Annotated in this window: 20 protein-coding genes; 12 read left to right on the top strand and 8 right to left on the bottom strand. The window is 64.1% G+C overall.

All coding sequences use genetic code 11. The features are described 5' to 3' along the window. Positions 1-18 precede the first annotated feature (18 nt). The 5 genes from panB to Q0R02_RS09310 all read left to right on the top strand — a co-directional run bounded on the left by panB (position 19) and on the right by Q0R02_RS09310 (position 5,108). On the top strand, positions 19-879 hold the full coding sequence (gene panB, locus Q0R02_RS09330) for a 3-methyl-2-oxobutanoate hydroxymethyltransferase (RefSeq protein WP_293882716.1): 861 nt from the start codon (positions 19-21) through the stop codon (positions 877-879). 56 nt (positions 880-935) lie between these two features. Continuing rightward, a complete protein-coding gene (locus tag Q0R02_RS09325; protein WP_293882714.1) occupies positions 936-1,658 on the top strand; it encodes a tetratricopeptide repeat protein in 723 nt (240 codons plus the stop codon). Position 1,659: 1 nt separating this feature from the next. Next, complete coding sequence (locus Q0R02_RS09320; protein WP_293882711.1) at positions 1,660-3,081, top strand: PQQ-binding-like beta-propeller repeat protein; 1,422 nt, start codon at positions 1,660-1,662, stop codon at positions 3,079-3,081. Positions 3,082-3,202: 121 nt separating this feature from the next. Continuing rightward, entirely contained in the window at positions 3,203-4,555 is a 1,353-nt protein-coding gene (der, locus tag Q0R02_RS09315; protein WP_293882708.1) for a ribosome biogenesis GTPase Der, read from the top strand. 121 nt (positions 4,556-4,676) lie between these two features. Further along, complete coding sequence (locus Q0R02_RS09310; protein WP_293882705.1) at positions 4,677-5,108, top strand: Hpt domain-containing protein; 432 nt, start codon at positions 4,677-4,679, stop codon at positions 5,106-5,108. A 67-nt stretch (positions 5,109-5,175) separates the two neighbouring features. On the opposite strand, the gene purL is transcribed toward Q0R02_RS09310, so the two are convergent. Both purL and Q0R02_RS09300 read right to left on the bottom strand, forming a co-directional pair. Then, positions 5,176-7,386 carry a phosphoribosylformylglycinamidine synthase subunit PurL gene (gene purL / locus Q0R02_RS09305; RefSeq protein WP_293882703.1) on the bottom strand — a complete coding sequence of 737 codons (2,211 nt, stop codon included), beginning with the start codon at positions 7,384-7,386 and terminating at the stop codon, positions 5,176-5,178. A gap of 42 nt (positions 7,387-7,428) precedes the next feature. Beyond that, positions 7,429-8,904: a glycosyltransferase gene (locus Q0R02_RS09300; protein ID WP_293882743.1), complete on the bottom strand. Its 1,476-nt coding sequence runs from the start codon at positions 8,902-8,904 to the stop codon at positions 7,429-7,431. Positions 8,905-9,050: 146 nt separating this feature from the next. Here Q0R02_RS09300 and Q0R02_RS09295 point away from each other — a divergent pair, with 146 nt between their 5' ends. Further along, entirely contained in the window at positions 9,051-9,629 is a 579-nt protein-coding gene (locus Q0R02_RS09295) for a cytochrome b (RefSeq protein ID WP_293882701.1), read from the top strand. Then, the gene (locus tag Q0R02_RS09290) at positions 9,630-10,559 is read left to right on the top strand and encodes a glutaminase (RefSeq protein WP_293882698.1); all 930 of its coding nucleotides are present in this window, start codon (positions 9,630-9,632) and stop codon (positions 10,557-10,559) included. It begins immediately after the preceding gene. 28 nt (positions 10,560-10,587) lie between these two features. Here the strand turns inward: Q0R02_RS09290 and Q0R02_RS09285 are convergent, their stop codons facing one another. Next, complete coding sequence (locus Q0R02_RS09285) at positions 10,588-11,622, bottom strand: aldo/keto reductase (protein ID WP_293882695.1); 1,035 nt, start codon at positions 11,620-11,622, stop codon at positions 10,588-10,590. Between the two features lie 173 nt (positions 11,623-11,795). Here Q0R02_RS09285 and parC point away from each other — a divergent pair, with 173 nt between their 5' ends. Both parC and Q0R02_RS09275 read left to right on the top strand, forming a co-directional pair. Next, positions 11,796-14,057, top strand: coding sequence for a DNA topoisomerase IV subunit A (gene parC, locus Q0R02_RS09280; protein ID WP_293882693.1), 2,262 nt, complete (start codon positions 11,796-11,798; stop codon positions 14,055-14,057). 100 nt (positions 14,058-14,157) lie between these two features. Beyond that, complete coding sequence (locus Q0R02_RS09275; protein WP_293882691.1) at positions 14,158-15,885, top strand: bifunctional diguanylate cyclase/phosphodiesterase; 1,728 nt, start codon at positions 14,158-14,160, stop codon at positions 15,883-15,885. Here Q0R02_RS09275 and Q0R02_RS09270 read toward each other — a convergent pair. The 4 genes from Q0R02_RS09270 to Q0R02_RS09255 form a co-directional block, all read right to left on the bottom strand. Continuing rightward, positions 15,857-17,053, bottom strand: a complete 1,197-nt coding sequence (locus Q0R02_RS09270) for a CCA tRNA nucleotidyltransferase (protein WP_293882689.1) — start codon at positions 17,051-17,053, stop codon at positions 15,857-15,859. The genes Q0R02_RS09275 and Q0R02_RS09270 overlap by 29 nt on opposite strands. Further along, complete coding sequence (locus Q0R02_RS09265) at positions 17,050-17,583, bottom strand: CoA pyrophosphatase (protein ID WP_293882741.1); 534 nt, start codon at positions 17,581-17,583, stop codon at positions 17,050-17,052. The genes Q0R02_RS09270 and Q0R02_RS09265 overlap by 4 nt, the downstream gene beginning before the upstream one ends. A 44-nt stretch (positions 17,584-17,627) precedes the next feature. Next, a complete protein-coding gene (locus tag Q0R02_RS09260; RefSeq protein WP_293882686.1) occupies positions 17,628-18,209 on the bottom strand; it encodes a DUF1285 domain-containing protein in 582 nt (193 codons plus the stop codon). Between the two features lie 178 nt (positions 18,210-18,387). Beyond that, the gene (locus Q0R02_RS09255) at positions 18,388-18,876 is read right to left on the bottom strand and encodes a GNAT family N-acetyltransferase (RefSeq protein ID WP_293882684.1); all 489 of its coding nucleotides are present in this window, start codon (positions 18,874-18,876) and stop codon (positions 18,388-18,390) included. Positions 18,877-18,983: 107 nt separating this feature from the next. On the opposite strand from Q0R02_RS09255, the gene Q0R02_RS09250 reads away from it, so the two are divergent. After that, positions 18,984-19,355 (top strand): dihydroneopterin aldolase, encoded by a 372-nt coding sequence (locus Q0R02_RS09250; protein ID WP_293882682.1) that lies wholly within the window; start codon positions 18,984-18,986, stop codon positions 19,353-19,355. 12 nt (positions 19,356-19,367) lie between these two features. Further along, positions 19,368-20,084 (top strand): SDR family oxidoreductase, encoded by a 717-nt coding sequence (locus tag Q0R02_RS09245; RefSeq protein ID WP_293882680.1) that lies wholly within the window; start codon positions 19,368-19,370, stop codon positions 20,082-20,084. 66 nt (positions 20,085-20,150) lie between these two features. Here Q0R02_RS09245 and Q0R02_RS09240 read toward each other — a convergent pair whose 3' ends face one another. After that, complete coding sequence (locus tag Q0R02_RS09240) at positions 20,151-20,867, bottom strand: hypothetical protein (RefSeq protein ID WP_293882678.1); 717 nt, start codon at positions 20,865-20,867, stop codon at positions 20,151-20,153. Positions 20,868-21,171: 304 nt separating this feature from the next. Between Q0R02_RS09240 and Q0R02_RS09235 the strand changes: the two genes are divergently transcribed. Continuing rightward, on the top strand, positions 21,172-21,897 hold the full coding sequence (locus tag Q0R02_RS09235; protein ID WP_367271450.1) for an energy transducer TonB: 726 nt from the start codon (positions 21,172-21,174) through the stop codon (positions 21,895-21,897). Positions 21,898-22,082 lie beyond the last annotated feature (185 nt).

Raw genomic sequence — 22,082 nt, 5'->3', positions numbered from 1 at the left:
GCGTTACAACCCCCGCCCATGTCAACGACCTACACGCTCGACACCTCGACCAGCCGCGCCACGCCCACCCCGGCGCCGATGAAGCGATTGACTGTGCCCGCGATCCGCAAGGCGAAGGGCCAGGTGCCCCTCGTCATGCTGACCGCCTATACCGTGCGGATGGCGCAATTGCTCGACCCGCATTGCGACCTGCTGCTGGTCGGTGATTCGCTGGGGCAAGTGATCTATGGCTTGCCGTCGACCGTTCCCGTCACGCTCGAAATGATGTGCGCCCACGGGGCGGCGGTCGTTCGCGGCAGTTATCACAGCGTCGTTGTCATCGACATGCCCTTTGGAAGTTACGAAGGCTCTCCCGAACAGGCCTTTACCAGCGCCGCGCGCATCCTGAAGGAAACCGGCGCGGCGGCGGTGAAGCTGGAAGGGGGAGAGGCGATGGCGGCGACCGTCGCGTTCCTATCGGCGCGTGGCATTCCGGTGATGGGGCATATCGGGCTGACCCCGCAGGCGGTAAACCAGCTTGGCGGCTACGGCGCGCGCGGACGCAGCGAGGCCGAGCGTTTGAAGATCATCGCCGACGCCCGCGCGATCGACGCGGCGGGTGCCTTCGCGCTTGTGATCGAAGGGGTGGTCGAACCGATCGCGGTCGAGATTACCGACGGCATTTCCTGCCCCACCATCGGGATCGGCGCGTCGGCGCTGTGCGACGGGCAGGTGCTGGTGGCGGAGGATATGCTGGGCCTGTTCGACCGCACGGCACGCTTCGTCAAACGCTATGCCGACATGGCGGCGCTGATAGGCGATGCTGCGCAGAGCTATGCCGCAGAGGTCCGCGACCGCAGCTTTCCGACGCCCGACCAGACCTACGCGCCGAAGGACTAGCCGCGCCCGCCGCCCGTCGCTAAGGATGCGGCGTTTACCCTAAGAGAGAGACGCACTTGGCCTCGACGCCCCCGACCAACCAAGCCTTCCTGCGTGAAGTCGACGATGAGCTTCGTCGCGACCAGTTTGCCGGGATCTGGCAAAGCTGGGGTCGCTGGATCATCGTTGCGATCGTTGCCGCGCTGGTCGCGCTGGCTGGTTTTCTGTATTGGAAGTCGCAGGAGGCCGAAGCCCGCGGGATCGAGGGGGAGCAGCTTTCGGGCGCGCTTGACGATCTGGTAGCCGGGAAAATGCAGGCGCTGATCCCGCGGCTGAACGCGCTCGCGGCGTCGAAGGTGCCAGGCTACAAGGCGGCGGGAAAGCTGACGCTGGCCGACATCGCCGCGCAACAGGAGAATGGGAAAAGCGCCGCTGCCCAGTTCGGCGCGGTGGCGGCCGACACGTCGCTGGCCCAGCCCTATCGCGACCTTGCGCTGATCCGCCAGACCGCCAGCGAATATGACACGCTGAAGCCCGAACAGGTCGTTGCGCGCCTGAAGTCTCTCGCGATTCCCGGTAATCCGTGGTTCGGCAGCGCGGGCGAGATGGTCGGCGTTGCCTATATGCGCATGAATAAGCCCGACCTCGCCGGGGCGACATTCAAATCGATAATCTCCGATCAACAGGTGCCCAGCACGATCCGTTCGCGCATCGTTCAACTGGCAGCGATATACGGTGTCGAGGAAACCCCAGCGGGCGCACGCAAGCCCGGCGACGCCACCGGCAAGGACAAGAACTAGCATGAATAAAACCAATCGTAGCGCACTTGTGCTGGCCCCCGTGCTCGGTCTGGCGCTGGCGCTCGGCGGCTGTGGCGTGTTCAAGGCGTCCAAACCCAAGTCGGTGCTGACCGGTGACCGGATTCCCATCCTGACGAGCGAAAACGGTGTCGAGGTCGAGCCTGCGCTGGCCGGTGTCGCTGTGACGCTGCCCGCCGCAGCGCCCAACGACAGCTGGAGCCAGCCCGGGGGCAACGCGACCAAATCGATGGGCCATCTGGCTTTGGGTGCCAACATCGCGCAGGCATGGGAGGCTCGGGTCGCCGGTTCGACCAAGGGATCGCGCCTAGCCGCGACCCCCGTCGTCGCGGGTGGCAAGCTGTATGTTATGGACACCGAGGCGCAGATCACCGCGTTCAATGCGGCTACCGGCGCAAAGTCATGGTCGGTCAATTTCGGCGACGACGGCGTCCAGGCTCCCGCCGTTGTCGCGCCTGTGGTCGTCGACGCCGATTCGAACGGTAAGAAAGACAAGAAGAAAAAGAACAAGAAAAAGAGCAACAAGACGTCGCTGTTCGGTGGTGGGGTCAGCGTCGATGGCGACATACTCTATGCGACCAACGGGCTTGGCGACATCGGCGCGCTGAAGATTGCCGATGGGTCGGTTATCTGGAAAAAGCGGTTGAGCGCTCCCTTGCGCGGCGCACCTTCGGTCGCACTCGGCAATATCTATGCGATGAGCCAGGACAACCAGATGTTTGCGGTGCGCGCCACCGACGGCAACGTCGAATGGACAGAGGCCGCCGCAGTTTCGGTCGCCGGCGTCTTCGGCGTCGCTGCCCCGGCCATCGGGCAGGGCACGGTCGTGTCGGGCTTCTCATCGGGCGATCTCACCGCCTATCGTTATGAAAACGGTCGCAGCGTCTGGCAGGATACCCTGTCGCGAACCAGCATCAACACCTCGGTTGGCACGCTGACCGACATCGATGCCGACCCCGTCATCGACCAGGGCCGCGTCTTCGCCATTGGCCTTGGCGGACGCATGGTCAGCCTCGAACTCGTCACCGGCCAGCGCATCTGGGAACTGAATATCGCCGGGCTTTCGACCCCCTGGGTTGCCGGCGAATGGGTGTTCGTGATCACCGACGATGCCAAGCTGCTGTGCGTGGCGCGCGCCACCGGCAAGATCCGCTGGGTCAGCCAGCTTCAGCGGTATCGCAAGGACAAGGCCAAGAATGGTTCGGTGACTTGGACCGGACCGGTGCTGGCGGGCGATCGCTTGGTGCTCGCCAACTCCTCGGGCGACATGGTCACGGTATCGCCCGGCGATGGCAAGACTCTGGGCACGACGAAGATCGGCCAGCCGGTTTTCCTGCAACCGATCGTCGCCAATTCGACCCTCTATATTTTCGACAATTCGGGGCGCATCACCGCGTTTCGCTGATCGATTGCCGCGTCAAGCGCGCGTAACCATGGCCGAGGCGCGCGTAATTTGATACGAACCGCGCCAACATCTCCTCCCTGACCCTCTCCCCACGTCCGGGAGGGGGGGAAGTATCAAACTCATGTCGCTGCCCGTCGTTGCCATTATCGGACGTCCCAACGTGGGCAAATCCACGCTGTTCAATCGGCTGGTCGGAAAAAAGGTCGCGCTGGTCGACGATCGTCCCGGTGTCACGCGCGACCGGCGAGAGGGCGACGCCGATTTAAGCGGCATGAAGTTCCGCCTGGTCGATACCGCCGGATTCGAAGAAGACGATGCCGCGACCTTGCCGGGCCGGATGCGCGCCCAGACGCAAGCTGCCGTCGCCGGCGCCGATGTTGCGTTGTTTGTGATCGATTCGCGTGCCGGACTGGTGCCTCTCGATCAGGAAATCGCCCGCTGGCTGCGCGGCACGAACACGCCGGTGATCCTGATCGCGAACAAGGCAGAGGGGCGCGCAGGTGATAGCGGCGTGTATGAATCATTCTCACTGGGGTTCGGCGAACCGATCCCGTTTTCGGCCGAGCACGGCGAGGGGCTGGCCGACCTGTTCGACGAACTGATGCCCCACCTCGACCGCATTTCGGTCGAAGCGGTCGTCGAGGAAAACGACGAGTCGCCAGACGCTCCGTTGAAAATCGCCATCGTCGGGCGACCGAATGCGGGCAAGTCGACGCTGGTCAACCAGATCCTCGGTGAAGAACGGATGATCACTGGTCCCGAAGCCGGGATTACACGCGATTCGATCGCCATCGAATGGGAGTTCGAGGGCAGGGCGGTGCGCTTGATCGACACCGCGGGGCTGCGTCGCAAGGCGAAGGTCGAGGACAAGCTGGAAAAACTGTCCGCCGCAGACACCGCCCACGCCATCGACTTCGCCGAAGTCGTCGTGTTGCTGCTGGATGCGACGCGCGGGTTGGAGGCGCAGGACCTCCGTATCGCCGACCAGATTTTCGAGGAGGGGCGCGCAATGGTCATCGCGCTCAACAAATGGGACGTTGCCGAGGGGCAGTCGGCGCTGTTCAACGGCGTGCGACATGCGCTCGACGAGGGGTTTGCGCAGGTCAAGGGTGTGCCGCTGCTGACTGTATCGGCAGTCACAGGCAAGGGGCTTGACGTGCTTTTGAAGGTCGCTTTCGAAACCCGCGATGCCTGGTCGAAACGCGTGCCCACAGGCGAACTTAATCGCTGGTTCGAACGCGCGCTGGAGGCGAACCCGCCGCCCGCGCCCGGTGGCCGACGCATCAAATTGCGCTACATCACGCAAATCAAATCGCGTCCCCCCAGTTTCGTTATCTTCGGCACGCGCGTCGATCAGCTTCCCGAAAGCTACCGCCGCTATCTCGTCAACGGCATCCGGCGCGAACTTGGCTTCGGTGCCGTGCCCGTCCGCCTGACCTTCCGCGCGCCTAAAAACCCTTTCGCGCCGACCTGATCGTGTTCGCAAATCCGTTGATCGGTATCGGTATCTGACGCATCGTAACACTGTCTTTACCCTGTTGCCCTAGGGCGGTTGCCTGTGGTGGGACACAATGTAATCGACGGAGCAGCCTGACGTGTCCGAAGAAACCGAAACGATCATCGACTGGGCCGGATTTTCCAGCGCGCGCAGCGAACTTGGCGCCGATTTCGTGCGCATTCTCGGCTATTTTCGTGAGGACGGGGTGAAGTCTGTCGCCGCGATTGAGGAAGCGATGCGCGCCTCCAACGCGATCGCCATGGTCCTGCCCGCCCACACCCTGAAGGGCGAGGCTTCGCAATTCGGTGCGGAAGCGCTCGCTGATCTGGCCGAAAAGATTGAAAATATCGCACGGCAGAGTATCGAATGGCGGCAGGCTCCCGATGAAGCGCTGCCCGACGTAGTCCGGCTGCGCGCCTTGTTCGACGACACGCTGATCGCATTCGAACGCGAAACCAACCCATTGATGGAACGCCGCGGCTTTGGGCGAAAGATCGAGGCCGCGAACCAGCGGTTCGGCCAGCTTTAGCGATTGGTCGTCTTTCCGACGAAGGAACAGCAGTCACCCCGGCCTGCGCCGGGGTGACTTCCCGGGATTAGCCCATCAGGCCGGGCAAAAAGCCCTCATGCGCGGCGCTCAAGTCGGACAGCGCTATGCCCAGGACTTCAGCGCCACCAGTCGTGCCGATTCGTCGAACCTGCCCACCCTGGTCTTCGAAGCTGTCGTTGCCCGCACCAATATGCTTTTCAAAGGCGGCAACGTCAGCGACCGTGACGATGTACCGACCCTGGTCTTCTCCGAACCACCATCCTTCGGGCGTCATGTCGTGTGTGGCCGTCACAGCCGCGCCGATCTTTCCAGCCAACGCCATTTCCGCAAGAGCCACCGCCAGTCCGCCATCGGACAAATCGTGGACGGCAGTGACGATGCCGGCCGCAATCCATTCGCGAACGTACCAACCGTTGAACCGCTCGGCATGAAGATCGACCGGCGGCGGCGGTCCGTCTTCGCGGCCAACGACATCTCTGAGCCAAACCGACTGTCCGATATGGCCGTTGCTTTTACCGAGAAGGTAAATCGCTTCACCCTCGGCCTTGAACGCGATCGTCGCCGACTTCGACCAGTCGTCCAACAACCCGACCCCACCGATCGCAGGCGTCGGCAGGATCGCGCTGCCGGTGCCGTCATCGTTCTTGGTCTCGTTATACAGCGACACGTTACCGCTCACGATCGGGAAATCCAGCGCGCGGCAAGCCTCTGCCATGCCCTCGATACAGCCGACGAATTGCCCCATGATCTCGGGCCGTTGCGGGTTGCCGAAGTCCATGCAGTCGGTGGCCGCCAGCGGTTTGGCACCGACTGCCGACAGGTTTCGATACGCCTCGGCAATCGCCTGCTTGCCGCCCTCGACCGGATCGGCATAGCAATAGCGCGGGGTGCAGTCGGTCGTGATCGCCAGCCCCTTTTGCGTTCCGTGAACGCGCACGACGGCGGCATCGCCACCAGGCCGCTGGACGGTATCCGCGCCGACCTGGGTGTCATATTGTTCCCAGATCCAGCGACGGCTGGCGATGTCGGGCGATCCCACCAGCGTCAGCAGATCCGCACCGATGTCCGCCGACTGCGGCACGTCGGTCAGGACCGCGCGCTTGGGCGTCGCCACCCACGGACGATCATAGGCGGGGGCGTCATCGGCCAGTGGGCCGAGCGGGATGTCGCAAACGACATCGCCCTGCCATGTCAGCACCATATGGCCGGTGTCGGTCACCTTGCCTATGATCGCAAAGTCGAGCTCCCATTTCTTGAAAATGCTTTGCGCAAAATCCTCGCGACCGGGCTTCAGCACCATGAGCATTCGCTCCTGCGATTCGCTCAGCATCATTTCATAGGGCGTCATGCCGGTTTCGCGGCACGGCACCGCGTCCATGTCGAGTTCGATGCCGACATTGCCTTTGCTCGCCATCTCGACCGCCGACGAGGTTAGCCCCGCGGCGCCCATGTCCTGGATTGCGACGATCGCGTCCGACGCCATCAGTTCCAGGCACGCCTCGATCAGCAATTTCTCGGTGAACGGATCGCCGACCTGGACAGTGGGTCGCTTTTCCTCCGAATCCTCGGAAAAATCCGCACTGGCCATCGTCGCGCCGTGGATGCCGTCGCGACCGGTCTTCGAACCGACATAGACGATCGAGTTGCCGACGCCCGAGGCGGCTGAATAAAATATCTTGTCCTGTTCGGCGACCCCGACCGTCATCGCGTTGACCAAGATATTTCCGTCATAGGCGCTGTGGAAGTTCACCTCGCCGCCGACGGTGGGCACCCCGACGCAATTTCCATAACCGCCGATACCGCGCACGACGCCTGCGATCAGATGCTTCATCTTAGGATGATCGGGCCGTCCGAAGCGCAGCGCGTTCAGGTTTGCCACCGGCCGCGCGCCCATCGTGAACACGTCGCGCAGGATACCGCCAACCCCCGTCGCCGCGCCCTGGTAGGGTTCGATATAACTCGGGTGGTTGTGGCTCTCCATCTTGAAGATGACGGCCAGTTTTTTGCCGTCCGGCCCGTCGCCAATGTCCACGACACCGGCATTCTCGCCCGGCCCGCAAATGACCTGCGGCCCCGTCGTCGGCAGCTTTTTCAGGTGGATGCGCGATGATTTATAGCTGCAATGTTCGGACCACATGACCGAGAATATACCGAGTTCGGTCATATTCGGCGCGCGGCCCATTGCGTTCAGGACGCGCTCGTATTCTTGCGGGGAAAGGCCGTGTTCGGCGACGATCTGGGGCGTGATTTCCGACATGGCACGCCCTTAGCGGCGCGTCCGGTCTTCGTATAGTCAGACTTAGGCTGGCGACCCGGCATCCACCGCGCGGTCATCGGGCGCATCGATCCGCGACAATATGCCGCCACGCGCCGTCGTGCCCCACACTTGGCTTTTCGTCAGGAAGACATACCAGCCCCACGCCGCGCCCGCATGGCGCAGCAACTGGAACGTCACCGGCTCGACCACGGCAGAGGCCAGCGCCCCCCAGCCGCTCAGCCGCTGCCCGGTCCAGTTGCGATACAGTTTCAGCGACCATAGCAGGTAGCATAGGTCAACCGCGACTTTCGCCACCATCACGATGACAATCGGCAACGCGATCTTCAGATTGCCGGTCACGATGAACGTCACCAGCAGCCCGAATGCCGCCAGCCCGTACAGCGGCTGGACGGTGTCGAGCGACTTGACCGGCAGCATCGCCGTCCCCAGCGCCCCGTAACGCCGGTTGCCGATCATGTCCCGGTTCCACAGCTGGGTCTGGAGAAAGCCTGCGAACCACCGCCGCCGCTGGCGCAGGAACGGCATCACCGTGCCGGGACTGTCGGTGCTCGCCTGCGCATCGCCTAGCACGCGGACGTGCCAGCCGAGGTCGTGGTCGATCGAATAGCGATGGAGGCGGTGCATGACCTCATAATCCTCGACCAGGCATTCGGGGTCGAAGCCACCGACGCGCTCAAGTGCCGTCCGCCGGAACCCCGCGAATGCACCCGATACCAGCAACAGGCTGTTCGACCCCATCCACGCATAGCGCGACATGAAATTGCGGACATATTCGTATGTCTGGAACCACTGGAACAGTCGCCCCGACATGCTGTCCCCACAGATCGGGCGCAGCACTCCGGTTGCGGCGACCAGTCCGGGTTCGGCATCGAAGGCACGCCGCATCGCCAGTAGTGCGCCCGGTTCCAGCAGAGTATCGGCATCGACCGTCATCAGGATATCGGCATCGACCAGCCCGATCGCCACGTTCAGCGCGCGGGCCTTGCCGCTGCGGGGCAGGCGCAACCAGCGCAGCGTCGGCGCGATCGTCCCGGCCTCGCCCATCGTCCCCAGGATCGGCGGCCGCAACCCATAAACGCGCGCCAGGACAGCGGCGCTGTCGTCGTCCGATCCGTCGTCGGCGATGATGATCATTTCGGGCGGGCTTGCCTGTTTGCGCAGCGCCTCGACCGTGACTTCCAGGACGGCGGCTTCGTTATAGGCCGCCACGATCACCGCCAGCGTGCCGTCGTGGCGGTCGTTCCGGTCGGACACCACGATCGACCGCTGATGCACCAGCCGGTAGGTTCGACGCGCGACAAACAGCAGCAGCGCCGTGTCATAGACGATATAAACCAGCCCGACCGCCCATGCGCCGACGCCCATCCGCACGAAACCCTGTGCGAACAGTGCGATGAACAGCGCCACCGACGCCAGCCAGATCAGCGTGCCGGTCCACGGGCGCACCGGCGGATTGAGGCGCGGCGACGTCATGCCGAGCGTCTGTTCGAGCGTCATGGGAGTCAAACCGAGTCCTCTGGGGTTTCCGCCTGATTCTGGCGGGCGATAGGTGCTGGACGTCGCGGGTGCCAGCGTTAAGTTGCGCAGCTGCCGCGGGGGGCATGAACCTTTCGTGTCCGAAACCAGATCCGGAGCTCATATCCATGGCCATTGCCCGTTATACCCGCACCGCGATGGCGCTGCATTGGATCATTGCCGCCCTGATCGCGCTCAACGTCTTTTTGGCGCTCACCTGGGATTTCTACCCGGATGCGGGCGTGCGCCCGGCGATCAACCTGCACAAGTCGATCGGCATCACCGTGCTGGCCCTCGCGATCATGCGGGTGCTGTGGCGCCTGACCCATCGCCCGCCCGCGCTGCCACCGCATCACCGGGGCTGGGAGAAGGTCACCGCACACGCCGTCCATATCCTGCTGTACGGCATATTGTTCGGCCTGCCGATCACCGGCTGGATCATGGATTCGGCTTATAAGGACGCGCCGACGCATCCGATGTACTGGTTCGGCATTTTCGAATGGCCGCGCCTGCCCACCGTGCTGGCTCTGGACCCCGCCACCAAGACGATGATCCACGACAGCTTTGCGCAGGTTCACGGCAACCTCGGCTTGCTGCTGTACTTCCTCGTTTTCCTGCACATCGCCGGCGCGTTGAAGCACCAGTGGATCGACCGGGACCGCGAGCTGATGCGAATGTGGCCGGGCCGGGCCGGGACGAAGTACTGAGTGACCGACCTCGCCGCCCTGATCGCAGAGATCACCGCCCACGCGACCCAGGCCGTCGAACGGGGCAAGGTCGCCGACTATATTCCGAGTCTGGGCGGCGTCGATCCCCGGCATTTCGGTATTGCCATCGTCACCGCAGACGGGGTCGTGCACAAGGGGGGCGACGCCGATCACGCCTTTTCGATCCAGTCGGTGTCGAAGGTTTTTGCCCTGACCCTCGCGCTCGGCAAAATTGGCGAGACACTGTGGCGGCGCGTCGGGGTCGAGCCATCGGGATCGGCATTCAATTCGGTCGTCCAGCTTGAGGCGGAACGCGGCATCCCCCGCAATCCGTTCATCAATGCCGGGGCCATCGTCGTGTCCGATGTCGTGCTCGGCGGAGCGGAACCCCGCGAGGCAATCGGCGACATCCTGCGCTTCATGCGCTTTCTGTCGGGGGACGAAAGCGTGTTCATCGACGGCGATGTCGCCAATTCGGAGGCACAGACCGGCTTCCGTAACGCCGCGCTCGCCAACTACATGCGCGCGTTCAACAATATGGAACATGAGGTCGGGGACGCGCTGCGGGTCTATTTCCACCAGTGCGCCATCGCGATGAGCTGCACCCAGTTGGCGCTGGCGGGCCGCTTCCTGATGCACGACGGGCGACATCCGGATACCGGGCGACCGGTCGTCTCGGCCCAGCGAGCGCGTCGCATCATGGCGCTGATGCTGACGTGCGGCCATTATGACGGATCGGGCGAATTCGCCTTCCGCGTCGGCATACCCGGCAAATCGGGCGTCGGGGGCGGCATCCTCGCCATCGTGCCGGGCAAGGCCAGCATCGCGGTGTGGTCCCCCGGCCTGAACAAACGCGGCAATTCGCACCTCGGCAGCGAAGCGCTCGAACGCCTTGCCGCCGCCACGAACTGGTCGGTGTTCACGCCCTAGCGACTGCCAAAGGTCAACTGGCGACCGATCAGCGCGATTCCGGCCGCGCCCCGCCGTTCTGAAAATCCACCATCCAACCCGGATATTCGGGCGGAAGTGCGCTCACCGCGTCGAGTGTCGCCATGTCCTCGGTCGTCAGTCGCACGTCGACAGCCTTCAGATTGTCTTCCAGCTGCTCGATCCGCTTGGCCCCGATGATTACCGTGGTGACGAACGGCTTGTGCAGGATATAAGCCAGCGCCACCTGCGCCACCGTGCTGCCATGGGCATCGGCGACCACGCGCATCGCATCGATACACTCATAGGCGCGATCCTTGTCGACCGGCGGAAAGTCGAAACTGGCGCGACGACCCGCGCTGTCGCCGTTGCGGTCGTATTTGCCCGACAGCAGCCCGCCGGCGAGCGGGGACCACACCATCAGCCCAACCTTCTCGCTCTGTAACAGCGGCACGATGTCGCGTTCCAGGTCGCGTCCGGCGATCGTGTAATAGGCCTGCAGGGTCTCGAACCGCGCATAACCTTTTGCCTCCGATCGTCCCAGCGCCTTGGCGATCTTCCAGGCCATCCAGTTCGACACGCCGATATACCGAACCTTGCCACTGCTGACCAGATCGTCCAGCGCGCGCAGGGTCTCGTCGACGGGGGTGACCTGATCGGTGCCGTGCATCTGGTAAAGGTCGATATGGTCGATGCCGAGCCGGGTCAGGCTGGCGTCCACTGAATCCATGATATGCCCGCGCGAGCCGCCCCGGTCGTTCGGCCCCGCGCCCATCAAGCCAAAGAACTTCGTCGCGATCACGGCATCGGTCCGCTTTGTCCCCAGATTCTTCAACGCGCGGCCCAGCATCTCCTCCGAAACGCCGTTCGAATAGATATTGGCCGTGTCGAAAAAATTGATCCCCGCGTCGATCGCCCGCGTCACGATCGCATCGACGCCCGGCTGGTCCAGCCCTGCAATCGCGCCCCACATTGGGTTGCCCTCGCCAGTTTCGCCAAACGTCATCGTGCCGAGGCAGAGTTCGGAAACCTGCAGGCCGGTATTGCCCAACTGATTATAGCGCATGGTGAGTTCTCCGGGGGAATGTGGGGAGACTGGGAGATAAGGAGGCGAGCCAGCCAAACAACCGCCACCGGTCCGCTCACCGCTATTTCCAAATCTCCGTCGGGGCGACGGGAACAAATTACCTCCACACCCCACCTCGCCATCGCCGGTTCGCTTTGATAGACGGAACCGGAATGATTGCGCGCACCGGTTCCTCCTCCGACCCATTTGACCTGATCGTCGATTCGCCGTTCGATACGGCGTTGTCGGATCGTTACCTTGTCTATGCGATGTCCACGATCACGGCGCGGTCGCTGCCCGACCTGCGCGACGGGTTGAAACCTGTCCACCGCCGCCTGTTATGGGCCATGCGCCTGCTGAAACTCGACCCCGCCAGTGGCTACAAGAAATGCGCGCGCGTCGTCGGCGATGTCATCGGTAAATACCACCCGCACGGCGACCAGTCGGTCTATGACGCGATGGTCCGCCTGGCCCAGACGTTCTCGTTGCGTTACCCGCTGGTCGACGGGCAGGGCAATTTCGGCAATATCGACGGCGATAACGCCGCCGCTTATCGCTATACAGAGGCGCGCCTGACCGCGGTGGCGGTCGACCTGATGGCGGGGCTGGACGATGGCACCGTCGATTACCGCGCGACCTATAACGGCGAGGATGAAGAGCCTGAGGTCATGCCGGGCCTGTTCCCGAACCTGCTCGCCAATGGGGCAAGCGGCATCGCAGTCGGCATGGCGACCAACATCCCGCCGCACAATGTCGCCGAAATCCTCGACGCCGCGACGCTGCTGATCGACCAGCCCGATGTCGAGGACGCGGCGCTGCTCCGGTTCGTGCAGGGTCCCGACCTGCCGACCGGCGGCCTGATCGTGGATCGTCCCGCCGCCATCGCGGACGCCTATGCCACCGGGCGCGGCTCGTTTCGCGTGCGCTCGCGCTGGACCATCGAGGATCAGGGGCGCGGCACCTGGGTCGCGATCGTGACCGAGATCCCCTATGGCGTGCAAAAGGGCAAGCTGATTGAAGCCATCGCCACGATCATCAATGACAAGAAACTGCCGATCCTTGCGGATGTCCGCGATGAAAGTGACGAGCTGATTCGCATCGTTATCGAACCGCGCAGTCGCTCGGTCGATCCCGACGTCCTGATGGAAAGCCTGTTTCGACTGACCGAGCTGGAGGTCAAGGTTTCGCTCAATCTGAATGTGCTCGGGGCCGATCGCACCCCGCGCGTGATGAGCCTGAAGGCGGTGCTGAACGCCTGGCTGCTCCACCAGTTCGAGGTGATGGTCCGCCGGGCGCAGCACCGCATCGGCAAGATCGACGACCGGATCGAACTGCTCGACGGCTATTTGATCGCGTATCTGAACCTGGACCGGGTGATCGAAATCATCCGGACCGAGGATGAGCCAAAGCCCGTGATGATCGACGAATTTTCGCTGAACGACCGCCAGGCCGAGGCGATCCTGAACATGCGTCTGCGGTCGCTGCGGCGGCTTGAGGAGATGGAGATCAAGACCGAGCGTGGCAAGCTCGACAAGGAACGGACTGACCTGGCCGCGCTGGTCGAAAGCCCCGCCAAGCAGCGTACCAAGCTGAAACGCGATCTTGGCAAGCTGCGCGAACGCTATGGCCCTGAAACCGTGCTTGGGCGGCGGCGGACGACGGTGGCCGAGGCCGCGCCCGCCAAGGACGTGCCGCTCGACGCCATGATCGAACGTGAGCCGGTGACCGTTATCCTGTCGCAAAAAGGCTGGATCCGGGCGCTGCGGGGTCACGTCGACCTGGCCGGTGCCGATACCTCCCGGTTCAAGGAGGGCGACGGCCCGGCCTTTGCCATCCATGCCCAGACCACCGACAAGATCCTGATCGCAGCAGCCGACGGGCGCATCTACACGCTCGGTGCCGACAAGCTGCCCGGCGGGCGTGGTTTTGGCGAACCCGTTCGGCTGATGATCGATTTGCCCGGCGAAACCGCCATCGTCCGGATGTTTACCGCGCGCCGCGACGCGCGGCTGTTGCTGGTCGCGAGCGACGGGCGTGGGTTTGTCGCGCAGGTTGGCGAGTTAATCGCCGAGACGCGGAAAGGGCGGCAGGTCGTCAATGTAAAGGCGGGCGCAAAGTTGACGATCGTCCGGACCATCGCGCTCGCCGACGATTTCGTGGCGGCGATCGGCGATAATCGCAAACTCGTCGTGTTTCCGTTGAGCGAGCTTCCCGAAATGTCGCGCGGGCAGGGCGTTTCGTTGCAGCGTTACCGTGATGGGGGGCTGGCCGATGCCATCACGCTGGTCTTTGCAGACGGCCTCAGCTGGCCGATGGGCGGGGACAGCGGACGGACCCGGACAGAGGGCGACCTGAGCCCCTGGCGCGCAGCACGCGGGGCGGCGGGCCGGATGCCGCCAACGGGGTTCCCGCGGGACAATAAATTCGGCGCTTGATGGAGTGGGGCAGACTTTGCGACGCCTGTCCGAAATTCAGCACACCTTAACTATCCCAGCGTAAGCCAGCTTAATGGATGTCGCTGGCAAAGCGCGCGTTTTGACGCGCAGCCGCTCCCCCGCAATGGGAGCAATGGCGGGGCTTGCCCCCAGCCGGTCCGCGATCGACGAAACATCCGACTTGGTCAGGATGCGGCAGACGTATCTGGAAGCTCTGCCGATCGCCGCTGCGGTGGTCACCTTGCGCACCGGGTCGCTCAAAATCCACGCCGCCAACGCCGCCTGGAAACGGCTCGACAGCCAGCGCGTGGCGGGGCGCGACCATGTGCTGGACGGCGTCGGTTGCGCGGACGAAATCATCGCGGTCTTGAACGGCGACAGCGAGGCTCAGCAATTCGAATGGCGCGACGGGGGCATGATCGACGGGCGGCATTTTACCGTATCGGTCGCCGCGCTGTGCGCTGGTGACCGCGCCGACGCGCGCGTTCTGGTCACCCTGATCGACCGCACCAACGAGGTTCAGACCGAAAAATCGCTGCGGCTGGAGATGCTGACCGACAGCCTGACAGGGCTGATGAACCGCGCCGGTTTCGTCGACCATCTCGAAACCCGCATGATCGACGACGGCAGCGAGAATTACGCGGTCATGATCGTCGACCTCGCCCGGTTCAGCCGCGTCAACGAATGTGTGGGCTCGCTTGGTGGTGACGAACTGATCATCACCGTCGCCCGCCGCCTGATGTCGACTTTGCGCGGCTACGACCTGTTGGCACGCACCGGGGCCAATGAATTCGCGATGGTCGTCCGGTTGGTCGATGGCCCGGGCGACGTCCTCCACGTCGCCCGCCGGGTTGGCGAAGTGCTGTCACGCCCCTGCAAACTGTCCGACTTCGAGATCAAGGTCGACTGCGCCGTCGGTTGCGCGCTTGCCACCGAAAGCGGGGTGGATGCCGAGAAACTGATGCGCCACGCCCAGATCGCGTTGAAAGAGGCCAAGCGCACACAGCGCGTCGAACTGTACCAGCCTGCCGCCCTTGCAGCATCGCACCGCTGCTTTACTCTCGAGACCGAATTGCGTCGCGCTATCGAAAGCGAATCGCTCGACATGGCGTTCCAGCCGCTGATGGCCCTCGGCACCGGGCGGATCGCCGGGTTCGAGGCGCTGGCCCGCTGGAACCATCCCGACCTCGGCGTCGTCCCGCCAAGCGAATTCATCGCGGTGGCCGAAGAATCGGGGCTGATCATCCCGCTCGGGCGCTGGGCACTTGATCGCGCGCTGTCGACGCTGAAAAGCTGGGACAAGGCCGCCGGCCGCGACCTGCCGCTTTATGTCGGCGTCAATCTGTCCGCGATCCAGGTCCAGCGCGACGACATCGCCGGGCTGGTCGGCGCAGCGTTGCGCGATCATCGGCTGTCTGGATACCGACTGTCGGTCGAACTGACCGAAAGCGCGATCGTCGCCGATCCCGAACGCGCAGGTCGCACGCTCGACGCCCTGAAATCGGTCGATGCGATGGTCGCGATGGACGATTTCGGCACCGGCTTCTCCAATCTCGCCAGCCTCCAGAAGCTGCCAATCGACACGCTGAAGATCGATCGCAGCTTCATCACCGGGATGCTTGGTGATCCCGACAAAATTGCCATCGTCCGTGCGATCCTGAGCCTCGCGCAGGCGCTGGGCATGACGACTACGGCGGAGGGTATTGAAACGCGCGAACTGTCGCAGACGCTGGCCGCGCTCGGTTGCACGACGGGGCAGGGTTATTTTTATTCGCCCGCGCTCGAACCCGACGCCGCGCTCAGGTTCGCGCTCGACTCGCTCGGCTAGCCAGCACCCGTTCAACCAGCGCCGCAAACGTTGCGCCAGTCGGAAACCCCGCCACGATCCACGCCTCCTCGATCTCAGCCAGCGTCCGCGAAACCTCAGGCCCCGAGGCGATCCCGCGCTCGATCAGCGCCCCGCCCGACATCGGCAGCACCGGCGCTTTCCACGCCGCCAGCTCGGCCAGCGCGGTCGTTGGTCCGTCTCCGATCAGCAACCGGTCCTCGGCACCCTGCACGCCCAGCCGATACGCCAGCGCCGCCACCGGCTCAACCTCGCCCACCGTGCAGGCAGCCACCAGCCGCCGCGCCTTTGCCTTCGACAGCCGCAGCCGCAGCGCGATCGCCTCCGCCACCGCTGCATCCGGCCCGATCAGCGCCGCCAGCCGCCGCACGGTATCGCCTGCCACGCCTGCATCAGCCTCGCGCTCGACCAGTCGCGCCAGCCCGCGGGCGTCGGTAATCTCGGGCAGGACCGGCCGCAATATCCCGCGCGCCAGCATCAGCGTGATCGCCGCCGCGGGCGTGGCCGTCGCCAGAAGTTTCAGCAATTCGTCGGCAATCCGTTCGCGCGACAGGGCCATCAGGTCGTTCGCCCGCGCCGCACACGCATCATAGGCCGCCGCGTCGGGCGCACCCCGCCCGAACCGCGCATGAAACCGGAAAAATCGCAATATCCGCAAGTGATCTTCGGCAATGCGTGCCCGCGGTTCACCGATGAAGCGCACCACCCCAGCTTCCAGGTCGCCCAGGCCCCCGAACCAGTCCTGCACCGCGCCGGTCCGCAAATCCGCCGACAGCGCGTTGATCGTGAAATCGCGCCGCGCCGCATCCTCTTGCCAGTCATCGGTATAGGCGACCGTCGCGTGCCGTCCGTCGGTGGCGACATCGCGGCGCAGCGTTGTGATCTGCACCGGGCCACCCGCCGTCACCGCGGTGATCGTGCCATGCGCGATGCCCGTCGGCACTGCCTTGATCCCCGCCGCTTCCAACCGGGCGATCACCTGTTCAGGCAACAGCCGCGTCGCCATGTCGATGTCGCTGACCGGCACGGCCAACAGCCCGTCGCGCACCGCCCCGCCGACATAGCGCGTCGTGTCGCCCAGCGCCGCAATCAGCGTGTCGAGCTCTTCGCGGTGTCGCCAGGGGGCGTCGGGCAGCATCGTTACGGTCATGCCAGCCGCGCCGCCAGATTGGCCAACATCGCCGCCGTCGCACCCCAGATCCGCCGTTCGCCCCAAATGATCTCCAGGTAGCGGCGCTCGGCCCCGTTCCATATTGCGCGCCGTTCGACCCGATTGGCGGGATCGAGGACGAACGCCAGCGGCACTTCAAAGACCGCCGCGACCTCCGCATCGTGCGGGATCAGCGGCAGGTCGGGCGCAATCACCCCCAGCACCGGCACGATCTCATACTCCGTACCCGTTCGATAGGGGCGCAGCGTGCCGATGATCTCGACGTCGGTGGGGACCAGCGCGACCTCCTCATATGCCTCGCGCAGCGCGGCGGCCACGGCATCGCTGTCTTGCGGGTCGACGCGTCCGCCCGGAAAAGCGACCTGCCCGGCATGGCGACGCATGGTTTCAGGCCGCAGCGTCAGGATCAGCCCCGGCTCCGCCCGTTCGGTGACCGCGATCAGCACCGCCGCGTCGACATAGGATCGGGCATCGACCATGTCGCGGTCGCCGTCGAACGGGACCACCATGTCCGCCGTCGCCGCCAGCCTGTTGCGCAACCGTGCCGCCAGCGTCACGCGTCGGACATCGCGAAATAAACGCCGTCGCTCCACAGGCCGATCGGTGCCGATGGTCCGCCCGCCACGCCGGAGTCCTGAATCGCAAGCTCGGCCAGTTCGTAATAGACCGAGCGCACGACCAGCGCCTCCATCCCGCCGCGCACATGAAGAGTGGGGTGCGGCCCGTCGGCCCCGGTTTCGAATCGCAGCGCATTGTCCGCGCCTGCGACGACTAGGTCGCCGGTGTTCAGCCGAAACGCCAGCCGACGGTCGCAGCCATCGCCCTCGCTCTTGACTTCGACCGCGACAAAGGGGGCGTCATCGACCTGTATGTCCAGTTTTTCGCCGGGCGTTACCAGGACATAGCTGCCATCGACCTCTCGGCGCAGGATGGACGAAAACAACCGCACCATCGCCTCCCGCCCGATCGGCGACCCCCGATGAAACCAGGTCCCGTCCCGCGCGATCCGCATCTCGCTGTCTCCGCAATGCGTCGGATGCCATTGATCGACCGGCGGCAAGCGTTTTTCGGCAAGCGCCTGCGCGACCTGTGTCAGGTTCATCGTGGCAAGCTCGGGCAGAGGGTCCATCGGCATCACGCCGATCTAGGCGCTGGGCCACCGATTATAAAGCCTCCACCTCCTGGCAACCTCGTCACCCCGGCGAAGGCCGGGGCCTATACGGCTGTCGGGTAATTCACCGCCCTGTCGGAAACCCGTATAGGCCCCGGCCTTCGCCGGGGTGACGGTAGAGAGTGGTCAAACCTCCCCCGTTTCAAACCAGCACCGCGACTCTCGGCCCCAGCACCCCTGTCACCGGCAACACGCCATCGCTACGGCACAGCAGGCGATGCCGTTCGACCGGCCCGGGCACCACCCAGTGTTGCGTCGCGTCGCTGGTGAAACCGAAAAACCGTCCATAATATTCGGGGTCGCCGATCATCACCAGCGGATCGCGGACGCCGGGGGCGAGCAGCGCGGTCATCATCGCACGACCGATGCCGCCGCGTTGCTGGCCCGGCCGGACCGCGACCGGGCCGACCAGCACCAGCGGCAACGCGTCCAGCGCAACCGGCCAGCTTTGCAACGTCCCGACCACCGTTTCGCCATCGAATGCCGCCAGGCTCAACGCAGGGATAGCGGTCATCCCGGCGCGCAACCGATAGGCGGTCCGCTGGTGACGATCACCACCAAAGGCTTCATCAAGCAGGGTTTCGACCGCAACGGGGTCGGCCAGCGACAAGGGAGCGATACGCACGGTCATGGGTTGCGCGCACTTAACGGCGTTTTCCCCGATTGAAAGCGGTGTTTACCGGCCCGTTGGCATGGCGGCGCTTTTCATCCGGGCGGCCCTGATCTAGGCGAGCTTGCATGAACGATCTGCTCCAGCTTGAACTCCTCGACCTTGAAGTGCCCGTCCTGACCGGCGTTTATTCGGAGGAGACGCACCTGCCGCAGCCGTTGCGGATCTCCATCATCGTCGATCTGGACGTGCGGGACCTCTTTGCACCCGATACGCCACTGGCAGCTTCGAAAAACTACATGGACCTGAAACGCGCGGCGACCGCTGCCCTGCCGTCGGATGTTCATTTCGTGCTGGTCGAGGCGGTGGCCGATCATATCATCGACACGCTGATGATCCCCGACCCGCGCGTCGCCCGCGTCGAGGTGCGGATCGTCAAAATGGCCTTGTCTGAAAACGACGAATCGATCGGGATTCGCCGCGTTCGTTATCGCCGGTAGGGGAGGGGTCGCATGAAACTGGCGCTCATCACCGGTGGAAAACGCCGCGTCGGCGCGGTCATTGCACGGCACCTTGCCGATGCCGGCTGGACGCTGGCGCTGCACAGTCACCATGATATTCCCGACGAATCGACTTATGCCGGAGCGCATGATTTCGTGGCGGACCTGGCCGATCCCGAGGCCCCTGCGCTTCTGGTCGAACAGGTTTCGGCCCATTTCGGATCGCTCCCCTCGCTGCTGGTCAACAATGCCTCACGCTTCGAATATGATGATGCGACCAGCCTGACGCCGACCAGCCTGGCCCAGCATCATGCGGTCAATGCGGCGGCACCGGTGCTGCTGGCGATCGCGCTGGCTGCGCGGGGCACCAGCGGCAGTGTCGTCAACATCCTCGACCAGCGGATTCGCAACCCGAATGGCGACCAGCTTGCCTATACCCTGTCGAAAACCGCGCTGGCGGGCGCGACGGCCACGCTTGCCGCCACCTTGGCCCCGCGCTGGCGGGTCAATGCGGTTGCGCCGGGACTGACCCTGCCGACCGATGATTTCGACGATGCCCAGATGGCGCGGCTGGCGGCGGCCATGCCATTACAGCGCTTGTCGCAGCCTGACGACATCGCCGATGCGGTCCTGTATTTTGCGACAGCCGGGGCGGTCACCGGGCAGACGATTTTCGTCGACGGCGGCGCCAGTTTGAAAAGTTTCGACCGCGATTTCGTCTTTCTTTAAGGGCGCACCGCTCGATCAGGCGCGTGGCCCGATCAGGCGCGTGGCCCGATCAGGCACGTGGCCCGATCAGGCACGGGAGCGCGCGCAGACCCCCAGTTCGGCGATCACGAACGCATAATCCTCGCGCGCGACGGCGGCGTCGGCCGGGGCCAATTCGGCGATGGCGGCGTCGGGCATCGTCCGTGGCAGGAAACAGGCCAGCCGATACCAGGCCAGTGTGTCCCTGCCCGGCGGCCCGGCGGCTTCGTCAACGATCTCGCCCAGCGCCAGCGCCCAGCGCGGGGCCTCGCCGGGTCGCCGCAATATGCTGAGCGAAACCGGCGCGCCGTTTGTGGTCGTCAGAAAGACCTGCGTCTCGCTCTCACCCGGAATCGACCCCGCGACATGAAACGCGCTGCCGACGCCGGTCACGACCGGGGCCGCATCGCGCGCCACGACTGCGGCGATGACCGCGCGTGCCTGTGCCTCCAGGGGCGCGGTCCACAACAGTTGCGCGTCACGCGCGGCCAGCTGGATCTCGCCCGGACGGCCCGCCACCGGCAGCGCCGCCAACAGCACCTCGGTCTTCTTCAGCCGGGGAGGGCGGCCCCGCGAATCGACGGGTATATCGACCAGGTAAGTGATCCGGGGCGGGACACCGGCTGGCGCGCGAATCAGCGAGATCACGTCGGCGGTGATGTAAAAGCGCGCGGTGCCAGCGGGCACGACCGCATCCTTCACCCGTGTCGCGTCGGTAATCCTGGCACGCAGGGCGATTGGTGCGGAGCCGAACAAGTCGGCCACGTCGGCATACTGCCAATTTGCTGATAATGCCCCACTAACAGGCTGAATTTGTTGTGCTTTCGCAATCACAGGGGCCATCGAGAATATGAGCGCAGCCGCAACGATTTTTGTTCTGCTGCGATCATCACGGGAACCAAACATGTCTTCAACCCTTTATAATTAGGTGTTTCGTAACACTCTTGTCAGGTGTCAGTCGCGTTTTAATAGGGTCCGTAGGGGAAAAGCGGATTGCGCGATATTCGGCGGGGCGATAGTGTTACTCCGTCTGCCGCTAAATAAATGAAGAAAATGGCAGGATGGGTTGTTGGATTTTCCGGTTGGTTCGCTGACCTGCAACAACCCTTATGGCCTGTTTGAGGAGTGTTCGAGCCGGATGGCATATACCGACAAACATGGAATGGATTCGAGCAAGCTGGGATCGATGGCGATCGTTGGCTTGGTCACGGCGTTGATTCTCTATCTGCTGATTGCCGTAAATTACGAGCGTATCAAGAAAACCGCCGAAGAACTGAAGGTCATCGATATCGAGGAGCCGCCGCCGCCGCCCGAAAAGCTGCCGCCGCCGCCACCAAAGACGGCGTTGCCGCCACCGCCGGTTGTCGCACCACCTGCGATTGTGCGGACTAATATCATACCGCAGACCGTCACCACTGTGGCAACACCGCCACCGGTTTTCATTCCGACGCCTGAGCCGCCGCGTCCTGCGCCGCCGCCACCTCCGCCACCGGCAGTTGTGTCAAAGCTGACGCCAAAGGGTAGTCCCGGGTCCTGGGCGACCAACGACGACTACCCGCCCGCCGCTCAGCGCGAGGGTTCCGAGGGGACGACGTCTTTCCGACTGGAGGTCGGTCCTGATGGACGCGTGACGAGTTGCTCGGTGACGGGATCGAGTGGGTCTTCGTTGCTCGATGATACGACCTGCAAACTGGTTTCGCGTCGGGCACGGTTTACGCCGGGCAAGGATAGCGCAGGCAACGCGACAGGCGGATCATACGCGAACCGTGTGCGCTGGCAGATTCCGAAGAATTAAGCTCGCGGGCATTAGGCCTGCACCCATTTCAAACGAACAATCTATCAAGGGAATAAACGAAACATGTTGATCCAGATCATCGCAGCCGGCCAGGTCGCTGCAGGCGAGGCAGCGGGCTCTCACGAAGCGAAATTCGGCCTGACCGCCGCTCTGAAACAGGGTGGCGCACTGACATGGGGCGTGTT

Origin of the sequence: Sphingomonas sp., from assembly GCF_025353885.1 — a bacterium.
Taxonomy (GTDB): Bacteria; Pseudomonadota; Alphaproteobacteria; order Sphingomonadales; family Sphingomonadaceae; genus Sphingomonas_O.
Note: the sequence above shows the minus strand (reverse complement) of the source record. Positions and strands in the feature narration are given on the sequence as shown.